Genomic DNA, 13,184 nt, shown 5'->3' with positions numbered 1-13,184 from the left:
TTTTATCAATAAGCTGTTTGCTAATAGAAGTGTTGCTTTTCGATAGAAGGGGGTTGTCTGTTTTAACGTAAGGTTTATGAGGGAGGTATGGCTATGAGTTTGGAAATAGTGGGGATTACGGTTTTATGGATCTTCCTTTATGGTTATCTGATTGTGGCATCGATTGATTTCGGGGCCGGTTTCTTTGCTTTTTATGGAAGGTTGAAAAATAAGGAGCATACGTTGAATGTGTTGATCAGCCGCTACTTGTCCCCTGTATGGGAAGTGACAAATGTTTTCTTTGTGTTCTTTTTCGTGGGGCTTGTCGGTTTTTTCCCTGATGCAGCTTATTACTATGGAACAGCATTGCTGATACCAGGGAGTATTGCCATCATACTGCTTGCCATTCGAGGGAGCTTTTATGCATTCAATAATTATGGGTCCAAGGAAAATATCGTTTACCTTTTTCTTTACGGGGCTACCGGGTTATTGATTCCGGCTTCTTTATCAACGGCTTTGACGATTTCTGAAGGAGGATTCCTCAAAGTGACTGACGGGAATGTTACATTCCTGGCAGGGGAATTGTTTACAAGTCCTTATTCTTGGAGCGTGGTGGTTCTGTCCATTGTATCTGTATTGTTTATCAGTGCAGCCTTTTTGACTTATTATGCAGATAGGGCAGGAGATATGGATTCACGGGAAGTACTTAGAAAGTTTTCATTATTTTGGAGCCCGCCAACTATATTAGCGAGTTTTTTAGTATTTGTCGGACTAAGGGAGCACAATCAAGAACATTTTATGAATGCCCTTGATATTTGGTGGATGTTCGGGCTTTCGTTAGGAAGCTTTTTGGCAGCGTCTTTCCTGATTTACAAACGCAAGAAATTCGGAACGGCTTTTGTATTGGTGATGCTTCAGTTCTTCTTTGCATTCTTTGGATATGGCGCATCCCATTTGCCATATATCCTGAAGCCGTATATAACGATTGAATCGAGTGTCACCAATCCGACAATGGGTATGGCCCTCGTGATTGCATTCGTTGCAGGTCTGCTGCTCTTGATACCGTCTTTGATTTTACTTATGAGATTATTTTTGTTTGATGCAGACTATGTAAAAGGTAGAAAGTGATCGAACTCTATTTGCAAGTTTGGTTACTTGTTAAAAGTACAACCTTTAACAGGATCCCTACTTTCAGGAATGGACGAAAGCGAAAAATCATGTGCACCTTCATGATTTTTCGCTTTTTTATTATACAAAATCGATATCATGATAAACTTCATGCTAAAATATAGATATGAATGTTACTGGAATATCTGGGGGAATTTATTATGAAAAAAGAATTTGTAGTAATAGGTCTCGGCCGGTTCGGCGGAAGCATCGTTCGTTCTCTTACCGACCAGGGGATGGAAGTGATGGCCATCGATATGGATGAAGATAAAGTCAATGAATTTTCATCGATTGCTTCTCATGCCGTTGTGGCAGATTCGACGGATGAATCCGTTTTGAAAAGCCTGGGGATCAGAAACTTCGATCACGTGATCGTTGCGATCGGGGATGATATTCAGTCCAGTGTATTGACTACGCTCATGTTAAAAGAAATAGGTGTAAAAAAGATTACCGTAAAAGCACAGAACGATTACCATGAAAAAGTCCTTAGAAAAATAGGGGCAAATCAGGTCGTCCATCCAGAACGCGACATGGGGAGAAGAATCGCTCATAATATCATATCCAACAACGTACTGGATTACCTTGAGCTTTCTGATGAACATTCTATCGTGGAGATTGTCGCAAATGATCATTTGGCTGGAAATACGCTGATTGATCTCGACATCCGTGCCAAGTATGGGATCAATATAGTAGCCATTAAACGAGAACGGGACATTATCGTTTCCCCTCAGGCTGACGAACAGATCAGAGTGGGGGATATCTTGATCGTCATAGGTGCCGATACAGATATCAACCGATTTGAAAAGAAGGTTTTTTCCTTATAACCCATAAGAAAGGCTCAGAGTAGAGACTCTGAGCCTTTTAATTATACTTCCATGATGATTGGTAAAATCATTGGACGTCTTTTTGTTTTTTCATATAAGAATGGAGCCAGTGTGTCGGTGATTTCATTTTTGATTTCAGACCACTGTGAAGTCCTTCTTTCCAGAACTTTGTTTAAATGCTTCGAGATCAAATTCTGAGCTTCATTGATGAGATCACCGGATTCACGCATATAAACGAATCCTCTTGAAATTAAATCCGGACCGGAAGCAATCTTGAACTCTTTCATATCGATGCTTACGACTACGATGACAAGTCCTTCTTCAGAAAGGATGCGTCGGTCGCGCAATACAATATTTCCGATATCCCCGATTCCGCTTCCATCAATATATACATTTCCAGAAGGGATTTTACCTGCGACCTGGGCAGAATCACTGCTTAGCGCCAGTACCTCACCATTATCCATGATGAAGCAATTGCCTTCTTGCACTCCGCAATCGACTCCGATCTGCGCATGCATCTTCTGCATACGGAATTCACCGTGAATTGGCATGAAGAATGTCGGATTCATTAAGCGGAGCATCAGTTTCATTTCTTCCTGCCCGCCGTGACCTGAAGTATGAATATCATTTAAAGGACCGTGAATGACTTCAGCACCAGCACGATACAGCAGGTTGATGGTACGGTTAACACTGATCGTGTTCCCAGGGATAGGGGAAGAAGAAAATACGACAGTATCTCCAGGCTGTATTTGAATCTGGCGGTGTGTACCATTCGCTATTCTTGATAGTGCCGCCATAGGTTCACCTTGTGAACCGGTACATAATATGGCTACTTCATTGGCAGGTAAGCGGTTGATCTGGCCGTGATCAATAAATGTATCTTTAGGCGCTGTAATATATCCTAATTCCTGACCGATCGTAATGGCTGCTTCCATACTGCGTCCGAACACAGCAACTTTACGGTTATGGTAAACAGCTGCCTCAACTACTTGCTGCAGACGGTGGATGTTTGAAGCAAAGGTTGCAAAGATGACACGTCCGTCTACTTTGCGGAAGATATCATTGATGCTTTCACCGACTTTGCGTTCAGACATCGTGAAGTTTGGTACTTCGGCATTTGTACTGTCTGAAAGCAGGCAGAGAACGCCTTCCTTACCGATTTCAGCCATTTTGGCAAGGTTCGCGGGCTCGCCGACTGGTGTGAAATCGAATTTGAAGTCTCCTGTGTGAACGACATTCCCAGGTGGTGTTTTAACCACGATTCCATAAGAATCAGGAATACTGTGAGTCGTTCTGAAGAAAGTGACAGATGTTTTACGGAACTTGATGACGTCATCTTCTTTAATGACATTCAGCTTGGCATTCCTTAATAGACCATGTTCTTCCAGCTTATTTTTGATCAGGCCAAGAGCAAGCTTTCCTCCGTAAATCGGAATGTTCAATTCGCGAAGCAAGTAAGGAATTCCGCCGATATGATCTTCATGACCATGAGTGACAAATAGACCCTTAATTTTATCCGCGTTTTTCACAAGGTATGTGTAATCCGGGATTACATAGTCGATACCGAGCAATTCATCTTCAGGAAATTTAATTCCCGCGTCGATTAAAATGATTTCGTCTTGAAATTGTACGCCGTATGTGTTCTTACCGATTTCACCTAAACCGCCAAGGGCAAATACTGCGGTTTGGTCATTCTTTACAAATTTCATCTGTTTATTTCTCCAGCTCGAAAGAATGGTGGTTTTGTTCATACTCTAAAAAAGCGCCCTCTAGCTTCTGTACGAATTCAATGTTATAAGGTTGGTCTTTAAGTTTCTGGCGTACTTCTCTTTCTGATTCTGCTTCCATGTAAAGTGAATTTGTGCATTCGCGAACAGGCACTTCAGCTTTACTGTCTTGATAAAATACTTTGAAAATCATGTTTTTTCTCTCTCCTTATCCGTTTTCAAAAAATCTAACTTTCATCTATGATAAAAAAGTTATCAACTATGTCGATCAGGTAAGCGAAAGCCTGCCTGTCATAAAAGGAAAATATCCACTTTCTAAAGTGAAAACTCCTTAAGTCTTCAATTAATAAACAATAATAAAATGTAATCTACAATGATAATATTGATTATGTATGTTTTGATTATAAAGGATTCCCGGCAGTAAATAAAGTTTTACGAGGAACTCGGGTGAATTGCTATGATAAATTAAGAGAGGGACCGAAACCATAGGAGACGAATAAATGCTCGCTAATGGCCTCAGTCCCTAAACATATAACATTCTTTTTGTCTGCAAGAAACTAGTGTCAAAGGGAGTCAGTCTAAGCAATTGTTTTTCTTTTGAGAATATCTTTCCACTGTTTTAAAAGCTTCTTTCTTAGCTTCTTTAACATATGGCTCACTCCTTATCATTAGTTTACCGAGAATGTCCACTGAAGTAAAGGTGCAATCATGCTAACGTCTCTATTGTCTTACTTATAGTGTACGGAATTTATTGATTCTCTTACATGGATAAGTATGGTAATGGGATGAGGTTTGACAATTAAATTTGAAAGGTTTACGTTATAAAACGAATGAATCAGATATTCTTAATGGAAGCAAAAGGAGATCAGCGATGAAAAAAATAGTTTTCTTTGATATAGATGGTACACTGCTGGATCATGATAAAAAATTGCCTGATGCGACAAAAAAAGCTATAAAAACATTGCAGGCAAATGGGACGTATGTTGCCATTGCAACAGGCAGAGCACCTTTTATGTATGAGGGGTTAAGGGAAGAACTGGGGATCGAATCATTTGTCTCTTTTAACGGGCAATATGTCGTCTTTGAAAATCAGGTCATCTATACGAACCCGCTTAACGTTGAAAAGCTTGAAGAACTGCTTGAAGACAGTCATAGAAACGCACACCCTGTCGTACATCTGAATCATGAAACGATGAAGGCGAACCATAAGCATCATCGTTACATTGAAGAAAGCATGGGCAGCCTGAAGTTTCCTCATCCGGGTTATTCACCGGACTTCTATAAAGACCGTGACATTTATCAGTCGCTTTTATTCTGTCCTGCAGAAGAAGAAGGTTTTTACAGGGAAAAATACAGAGAATTCACTTTTATCCGCTGGCATCAATTCTCGATGGATATTCTCCCGGGTGGCGGATCAAAAGCTGAAGGAATCAAAAAGATGATCGATCGATTAGGATTTAAAATGGAAGATGTATATGCATTTGGAGACGGTCTTAATGATATCGAAATGCTTCAATCAGTGGGAACAGGGGTTGCGATGGGCAATGCTGTTACAGAAGTGCAAAAACATGCCAACATGATCACGAAGCCGGTCGACGAAGATGGAATATACTATGGATTAAAAGAACTTCAATTGATATAAAGCATGTCTGAACGGCAAAAGGACGCATTCACTACAAAGTGAATGCGTCCTTTTTTAATGCGCATCTTGTTATCCCAGTTTACGAGAATCTGGCTTAGTCATTCTATCTTTCAATGGCCAATGCACCGGGTATCGGTTCAAAAGGATTCTCTTCGTTAATATGATCGTAAAACATAATGCCGTTCAAATGATCGATTTCATGCTGGAAAACGATAGAAGGAAGTCCTTTCAACCTGAGTTTTACTTCTTCCCCATCAATATTCCATCCTTTTACCGTTACTCTTCTGTAGCGTGGAACGAATCCGGGAACCTGTCGATCAACCGATAGACATCCTTCACCGGAAGTCAGATATGCTTTTTCAACTGAATGACTGATAATCTTAGGATTGAATAGTGCATAGCTGTAAAGTGTACCTTTCTCGTCGACAACGTTTACAGCAAGCATTTTCTTGGAGACATTGATTTGAGGTGCTGCCAGTCCGATTCCCGGTCTGAGACCATATTTGCTTGCTACTTCGGGGTCCTGGCTGTTCACTACATACTCCAGCAGGCTTTTTAATATTTCCTTATCCTCTGCTGATGGAGGCAGAGATACTTCCTCTGCCACTTTTCGAAGGGTGGGATGGCCTTCGCGGATGATGTCTTTCATCGTAATCATTAAATCTTCCTCCTTACAACAATCAGCGGCGCTGTGTAATCAGACAGTGTTCGTACTTAGTAAGAATATATGTATTGACTCCTAATAAGATATACCAATATGCATAAAATAAGTCTAGCATTTTCTTATTAAAAAGTTAACAGAGCCTTTTATTTATGGAGGAATACTTTGCGGTCTATGTACATAGTTATGGATATAGGAGAATAGTCTAATCGACAAAATTTTCCACAGTTGTAAATCCCTATTGTCAAATGTTGTAGACGGAGATATAGTAGAAGATGTTATATAGTTAAGGGGGATCTAGTTGTGTCAAAAATTCGTTTTGCTTTCGTTTTAGGATCAGCCATTTTTATTCTCATGGGATGTATCGGAGGAGCTTCACCCCAAGAGAATATTTATAATGTTCTCGAAGAAACAGTAGCCAAGGAAGATCAATACGTTGAGGTACAGAAACCTCTCCAGGGTTTAGAAAAGAAAGAAAAAGAAATCTATAGCGAAATCATGGGCCTTGGTATGAAAGAATTCGATAAAATAGTAAAACTATCTGATGATGCTCTTAAAAATATTTCTGAACGGACAGAATATATCGAGAAAGAGCGTAAAGCTATGAAGGAAGCAAAAGAAAAGTTTTCTGGTTTGGATGAATTTATTTCAAAGTTAGAAGATGACAAGCTCAAAAATGAAGCTGGAAAATTGGAAGAGACGATGAAAGAACGATATCAGCTTCATAAAGAATTGACTGATTCATACTTAGATGCACTATCACAGGATAAAAAACTATATGAATTATTTAAAAAGAAAGAATTGACGATGGAGGAATTAGAAAAACAAATTACCTCCATTAATGAAGCATATGACAAGACTATTAAGCTGAATGAGGAATATAATACGAAAACTGAACAATTCAACAAACTTAAGCAAGGCTTTTATTCAACTGCCGGTCTAGAGGTAGAAGAAAAGGAATAAAAGGATAAAGGAAGAAAGGCTGCGGACAATCTGTTCCCCAGCCTTTCTTTTTTTTGCTCTTATTTCATGATTATAGATTCCACTTATATACTCAGAATCAAAACAACAGTCATTACTCTATAACAGATTGTCAAACATAGGTGGTTTATATATAACAGGTGTTTAAGTCTAACTAATACAGTTTTTTTGAAACAGGTTTTTGAACGATAAGGACTTTTAGAAATATATTGAAATTATAATACTTTGTCGTTGACGAGACGTTTTTTAATATTGTAAACTATGAAAGGTAGTTAAAGTTGTATTAGTGAAACTGTGAAACAGACTAATACAGAGAACCTAATATGCAAATATGGGTTTTCTTTCTTATTATTTGTGGAAAACTATCTATAATGTGATTCGCAAGTATTGTGGTAGGTCATACTGAATTTGGGTAATCTAAACTTTGTATGTAAAAAACCAAAATAAATGTATACAGAAAGGATAGGTGACTTCGATGGCTTCTAAATCAAAGAAGGCACAATTCGATGCAGTTAAAACGCTCGAGCAGATTGAAGACAAGTTTGAAATGTTTCAAATTTTAAACGAAGAAGGCGAAGTAGTAAACGAAGACGCAATGCCGGAAATTTCCGATGAGGATCTTCAGGAATTAATGCGCCGCATGGTTTACACTCGTATTCTTGATCAAAGATCAATTTCCCTGAATCGTCAAGGACGTTTAGGTTTCTACGCACCAACAGCAGGGCAGGAAGCTTCACAAATTGCTTCTCATTTTGCACTGGAGAAAGAGGACTGGATTCTTCCAGGATACCGTGATGTACCGCAAATCGTGTGGCATGGTCTTCCGTTATACCAAGCTTTCTTATTCTCCCGTGGACACTTCAAAGGCAACCAGCCTCCTGAAGGTGTAAATGTATTATCTCCACAGATCATCATCGGGGCTCAATACATTCAGACAGCTGGGGTGGCTTTAGGTCTTAAGAAGCGCGGAAAGAAAGCAGTTGCGATTACTTATACAGGTGACGGCGGTTCTTCACAGGGTGACTTCTATGAAGGAATCAACTTTGCAGGTGCTTATTCTGCTCCGGCAATTTTCGTCGTGCAAAACAACCAATTCGCAATTTCTACACCTCGAGACAAGCAGACTGCAGGTAAAACGATCGCTCAGAAAGCAGTTGCTGCAGGGATCCCAGGTATCTTAGTGGATGGAATGGATCCATTGGCAGTTTACGTTGCTACTCGTGAAGCAAGAGAACGTGCTGTGAACGGTGAAGGACCTTCTCTAATTGAAACAATGTGTTACCGTTATGGTCCTCATACAATGGCTGGGGATGACCCAACTCGTTACCGTACTTCTGAAATGGATACTGACTGGGAGAAGAAAGATCCATTGGTACGTTTCCGTAAGTTCCTTGAAGAAAAAGGGCTATGGAGCGAAGAGAAAGAAAATGAAGTAATCGAAGAAGCGAAAGAAGATATTAAACAAGCAATTAAAAAAGCTGATGGAGAGCCAAAACAAAAAGTTACTGATTTCATCAATAACATGTTCGAAGAGCTTCCATATAACTTAAAAGAACAGTTGGAAATTTACAAAGAAAAGGAGTCGAAATAAGCCATGGCGCAAATGACAATGATTCAAGCGATCACTGATGCACTGCGCACAGAACTGCGTAACAACGAAGACGTACTAGTTTTTGGTGAAGACGTAGGTCTAAACGGCGGTGTATTCCGTGCAACGGAAGGACTTCAAAAAGAATTCGGCGAAGACCGCGTATTCGATACACCTCTTGCAGAATCCGGAATCGGTGGTTTAGCGATCGGACTAGCATTAGAAGGATTCCGTCCAGTTCCTGAAATTCAATTCTTTGGATTCGTATACGAAGTGATGGATTCCATCTCTGGACAAATGGCACGTATGCGTTACCGTTCAGGCGGAACATATACTGCACCAATCACAGTTCGTTCACCATTCGGTGGAGGGGTACATACTCCTGAGCTTCACGCTGACAGCTTAGAAGGATTAATGGCCCAACAGCCAGGCCTTAAAGTGGTCATTCCTTCAACACCTTATGATGCAAAGGGATTATTAATTTCATCTATTCGAGATAACGACCCGGTTATCTTCCTTGAGCACATGAAATTATACCGCTCTTTCCGTCAAGAGGTACCTGAAGAGGAATACACAATCGAACTAGGGAAGGCGGAAGTGAAGCGCGAAGGTAAAGACCTATCCATCATCACTTACGGTGCAATGGTTCACGAATCTATCAAAGCTGCTGAAGAACTTGAAAAAGAAGGATATTCAGTAGAGGTTGTAGACCTGCGTACTGTCAGCCCGCTTGATATCGACACAATCATGGCTTCTGTTGAGAAGACAAACCGTGCAATCGTCGTTCAGGAAGCACAAAAGCAAGCGGGAATCGCTGCAAATGTCGTTGCTGAAATCAATGACCGTGCAATCCTGAGCCTTGAAGCTCCAGTACTTCGAGTAGCAGCGCCAGATACAGTTTACTCATTCTCTCAAGCAGAGCCTGTATGGCTTCCTAACCATAAAGATGTTATCGAGACTGCTAAGAAAGTACTTGAATTTTAATTGATTTACATGTGAAAACAGAAGGGGTCATTCCCTTCTCTTTTCCCATTTAAGCAGAGAAATCAGACAGATAAAGATATAAAAACATTCATCTATATTATTATTCAATACAGGAGGTAGAATCCATGTCTTTCGAATTCAAATTACCGGACATTGGTGAAGGTATTCATGAAGGTGAAATCGTAAAATGGTTTGTTAAACCTGGCGATAAAGTAGAAGAAGACGATGTACTATGTGAAGTCCAAAATGATAAAGCAGTAGTTGAAATTCCATCTCCAGTAGCTGGAACAGTCGAGGATCTTCTAGTTGATGAAGGGACTGTAGCAGTTGTAGGGGATACATTGATTAAATTTGATGCGCCAGGCTATGAAGACCTTCAATTTAAAGGAAGCGACAGCGACAGCGGTAAGAAAGAAGAAGCTAAAGCGGAAGAAAAAACGGAAGGTCAGGTTCAAAGTACAGCTGAACAAGGCCAAGATGTTGACAAAGACGCTTCCCCTGAAGCTGAAGAAGAAAAAACGGAAGGTACAGCAAATGCTGATGTTGAAGTTGATCCAAACAAACGCGTCATTGCTATGCCGTCAGTCCGTAAATATGCAAGGGAAAATGGCGTTGAAATCCGTCAAGTTTCCGGTTCCGGGAAAAACGGCCGTGTAATGAAAGAAGATATCGATTCATTCTTAAGCGGAGGCGGAGCAAAAGCTGAAGCCCCAGCGGCAGAAGCAAAAGAAGAAAATGCGCCTGCTAAAGAGGAAGCAAAAGCAGCTGCACCTAAAGCTCCAGAAGGCGACTTCCCAGAAACTCGCGAGAAGATGAGCGGAATGCGTAAAGCGATCGCAAAAGCGATGGTAAACTCTAAACACACTGCTCCACACGTGACGTTAATGGATGAAGTGGATGTAACGAAGCTATGGGCTCACCGTAAGAAATTCAAAGAGGTTGCTGCTGAAAAAGGAGTTAAACTTACTTTCTTACCGTACATCGTAAAAGCTCTGACAAGCGCACTGCGTGAGTTCCCTGCATTAAATACGTCAATCGATGATTCTACAAGCGAAATCGTCCAAAAACATTACTACAATATCGGTATCGCTGCAGACACAGACAAAGGTCTATTAGTACCGGTTGTGAAAAATGCAGACCGCAAATCAATGTTCTCGATTTCTAATGAAATTAATGAGCTGGCTGGTAAAGCACGTGACGGTAAACTATCAGGCGATGAAATGAAAGGTGCATCATGCACAATCACGAATATCGGTTCTGCCGGCGGTCAATGGTTCACTCCTGTCATCAACCATCCAGAGGTTGCAATTCTTGGAGTCGGCCGTATCGCAGAAAAACCTGTAGTTAAAAATGGTGAAATTGTAGCAGCACCTGTGTTAGCATTATCATTGAGCTTCGATCACCGTATGATTGATGGAGCTACTGCTCAACATGCACTTAACCATATTAAGCGTTTGTTGAACGATCCAGAATTATTATTAATGGAGGCGTAATGCGATGGTAGTAGGAGATTTCCCAATTGAAACAGATACTATAGTAGTTGGTTCAGGTCCTGGTGGATATGTTGCAGCGATTCGTGCAGCACAACTTGGACAAAAAGTAACGATCATTGAAAAAGAAAACATGGGCGGCGTTTGTTTAAACGTTGGTTGTATTCCATCAAAAGCACTTATCACTGCAGGACACCGTTTTCATCAAGCTCAGCATTCCGATGATATGGGGATCGTTGCAGAAAACGTAAAAGTTAACTTTGATAAAGTTCAAGAATGGAAAGCAGGCGTGGTTAAAAAGCTTACCGGCGGTGTTGAAGGACTTCTAAAAGGGAACAAAGCAGAAATCGTTCGCGGAGAAGCTTATCTTGTAGACCAAAACACATTGCGTGTAATGGACGATAACTCTGCACAAACGTATAAGTTCAAAAACTTGATTCTTGCAACTGGTTCCCGTCCGATTGAAATTCCTAGCTTCAAGTTCTCTAAACGCGTTCTTGATTCCACAGGTGCATTGGCACTTGAGGAAATTCCAAGCAAGCTTGTTGTAATCGGCGGAGGTTACATCGGTACTGAGCTTGGTACAGCATACGCTAACTTAGGTTCTGAAGTAACGATTCTTGAAGGTGCTGACGATATCCTAAGTGGATTCGAAAAGCAGATGACAACAGTCGTGAAGAAAGGCCTTAAGAAAAAAGGTGTTGAAGTTGTCACGAAAGCAATGGCTAAAGGCGTTGAAGAAAGTGACAGCGGAGTAGTTGTTAAGTACGAAGTAAAAGGCGAAGAGAAATCAGTGGAAGCAGATTATGTCCTTGTAACAGTAGGGCGTCGCCCAAATACTGACGAAATCGGTCTTGAAGAAGTGGGAATCGAAATGTCTGACCGCGGTGTTATCAAAATTGATAAGCAATGCCGTACGAACATTCCTAACATCTTTGCGATTGGTGATATCGTTGATGGACCACCACTTGCTCACAAGGCATCTTATGAAGGAAAAATCGCTGCTGAGGTAATCGCTGGTGAGCCGGCAGAAATTGATTACCTTGGAATTCCTGCGGTATGCTTCACAGACCCGGAACTTGCAACAGTTGGTTATTCTGAAGCTGAAGCAAAAGAAGAAGGAATTGAAGTTGTTGCAGCTAAATTCCCATTTGCTGCAAATGGCCGTGCTCTGGCTCTTAATTCTTCAGAAGGCTTTATGAAGCTTGTGACTCGTAAAGAAGACGGTCTAATCATCGGAGCTCAAATCGTTGGATCTGGCGCATCTGACATGATCGCTGAACTTGGACTTGCGATTGAATCAGGAATGACTGCTGAAGATGTTGCAATGACAATCCATGCTCATCCAACTCTTGGAGAAATTTCTATGGAAGCAGCAGAAGTTGCGATGGGAAGCCCTATCCATATTGTAAAGTAAAGATAAATGAAAAGATGACCCTTTAATCAAGGGTCATCTTTTTTTATATTGTGAAAATAAGTTCACTGGGGCAATCAACATGTATCATCACCCGTTGTTATTCGTTCATAACAAACGGGCTCTCACCATTTTTCAATAGCATCAGAAACTGATTTTATAATCTTATTCTTATGTGTTTTTCCTGTGATTTTAGCGACAACCTGATTGTTATCTACTACGACAATGGCAGGATAGACAGGGGATTGAACTTTTGGATTAGATTTATCTGAACTGTAATTTACTACTTCGAGGTGTTTGAGGTCTTCAGGATATTTATTCTTAAGTTCTATGATGGCATCATAATATGCAACTTCTTCAGATATATTTCGTTCATCAGTGAAAAAAATGACTTGTCTTTCTATGAATCTATCCTCGGCCAACACTACCTTATCTGCAGCTATATCATTACATGAAGTGAGAAGTAACGCTGTTGATGCTAACATAATCAAGGTAAGTAAATGTTTCATACATCATCCTCTTTTCTTAGCGATGCCCATAAACTTAAGTGATAATGCGTATAAAGACCTATTCATTGGTCACATTTTATCATATGCCAAAATGGAAAAGTGATAAGTCATTAAAATGTTACAGAAATGAAAAGACATCAATAATGAAAGTAACATTGAAAGAATATACTATGTTAGTACATTCAATGGTAGAAATACTCAAGATAAAAGGGTGTTTT

Annotated in this window: 12 protein-coding genes; 8 read left to right on the top strand and 4 right to left on the bottom strand. The window is 40.4% G+C overall.

Annotated features, from left to right (window positions below; translation table 11 throughout):
• Positions 1-93: 93 nt before the first annotated feature.
• The gene (locus tag ACXAFV_RS18750; protein ID WP_475128690.1) at positions 94-1,107 is read left to right on the top strand and encodes a cytochrome d ubiquinol oxidase subunit II; all 1,014 of its coding nucleotides are present in this window, start codon (positions 94-96) and stop codon (positions 1,105-1,107) included.
• A gap of 200 nt (positions 1,108-1,307) precedes the next feature.
• Complete coding sequence (locus tag ACXAFV_RS18745) at positions 1,308-1,970, top strand: potassium channel family protein (protein WP_475128688.1); 663 nt, start codon at positions 1,308-1,310, stop codon at positions 1,968-1,970.
• Between the two features lie 41 nt (positions 1,971-2,011).
• Here ACXAFV_RS18745 and rnjA read toward each other — a convergent pair whose 3' ends face one another.
• Positions 2,012-3,679, bottom strand: coding sequence for a ribonuclease J1 (gene rnjA / locus ACXAFV_RS18740; RefSeq protein ID WP_475128685.1), 1,668 nt, complete (start codon positions 3,677-3,679; stop codon positions 2,012-2,014).
• A 4-nt stretch (positions 3,680-3,683) separates the two neighbouring features.
• Positions 3,684-3,890: a DNA-dependent RNA polymerase subunit epsilon gene (locus tag ACXAFV_RS18735; RefSeq protein WP_475128683.1), complete on the bottom strand. Its 207-nt coding sequence runs from the start codon at positions 3,888-3,890 to the stop codon at positions 3,684-3,686.
• Between the two features lie 678 nt (positions 3,891-4,568).
• On the opposite strand from ACXAFV_RS18735, the gene ACXAFV_RS18730 reads away from it, so the two are divergent.
• Positions 4,569-5,339, top strand: a complete 771-nt coding sequence (locus ACXAFV_RS18730) for a Cof-type HAD-IIB family hydrolase (protein WP_475128681.1) — start codon at positions 4,569-4,571, stop codon at positions 5,337-5,339.
• Between the two features lie 103 nt (positions 5,340-5,442).
• Here ACXAFV_RS18730 and def read toward each other — a convergent pair whose 3' ends face one another.
• Positions 5,443-5,997 carry a peptide deformylase gene (gene def / locus ACXAFV_RS18725; RefSeq protein WP_475128679.1) on the bottom strand — a complete coding sequence of 185 codons (555 nt, stop codon included), beginning with the start codon at positions 5,995-5,997 and terminating at the stop codon, positions 5,443-5,445.
• Positions 5,998-6,303: 306 nt separating this feature from the next.
• Between def and ACXAFV_RS18720 the strand changes: the two genes are divergently transcribed.
• From ACXAFV_RS18720 to lpdA, 5 genes are all read left to right on the top strand, one after another.
• Complete coding sequence (locus ACXAFV_RS18720; protein WP_475128678.1) at positions 6,304-6,963, top strand: YkyA family protein; 660 nt, start codon at positions 6,304-6,306, stop codon at positions 6,961-6,963.
• A 493-nt stretch (positions 6,964-7,456) separates the two neighbouring features.
• The gene (gene pdhA / locus ACXAFV_RS18715; RefSeq protein WP_475128677.1) at positions 7,457-8,572 is read left to right on the top strand and encodes a pyruvate dehydrogenase (acetyl-transferring) E1 component subunit alpha; all 1,116 of its coding nucleotides are present in this window, start codon (positions 7,457-7,459) and stop codon (positions 8,570-8,572) included.
• A gap of 3 nt (positions 8,573-8,575) precedes the next feature.
• Positions 8,576-9,553, top strand: a complete 978-nt coding sequence (locus ACXAFV_RS18710) for an alpha-ketoacid dehydrogenase subunit beta (RefSeq protein WP_475128676.1) — start codon at positions 8,576-8,578, stop codon at positions 9,551-9,553.
• Positions 9,554-9,678: 125 nt separating this feature from the next.
• Positions 9,679-11,046, top strand: a complete 1,368-nt coding sequence (locus ACXAFV_RS18705) for a dihydrolipoamide acetyltransferase family protein (RefSeq protein WP_475128675.1) — start codon at positions 9,679-9,681, stop codon at positions 11,044-11,046.
• A 4-nt stretch (positions 11,047-11,050) separates the two neighbouring features.
• Positions 11,051-12,460, top strand: coding sequence for a dihydrolipoyl dehydrogenase (gene lpdA / locus ACXAFV_RS18700; RefSeq protein WP_446246182.1), 1,410 nt, complete (start codon positions 11,051-11,053; stop codon positions 12,458-12,460).
• Between the two features lie 122 nt (positions 12,461-12,582).
• Here the strand turns inward: lpdA and ACXAFV_RS18695 are convergent, their stop codons facing one another.
• On the bottom strand, positions 12,583-12,966 hold the full coding sequence (locus ACXAFV_RS18695; protein WP_475128674.1) for a hypothetical protein: 384 nt from the start codon (positions 12,964-12,966) through the stop codon (positions 12,583-12,585).
• Positions 12,967-13,184 lie beyond the last annotated feature (218 nt).

Source organism: Rossellomorea sp. ABR4_012 (assembly GCF_056159545.1).
This window is presented reverse-complemented; position numbering and strand designations above follow the sequence as displayed.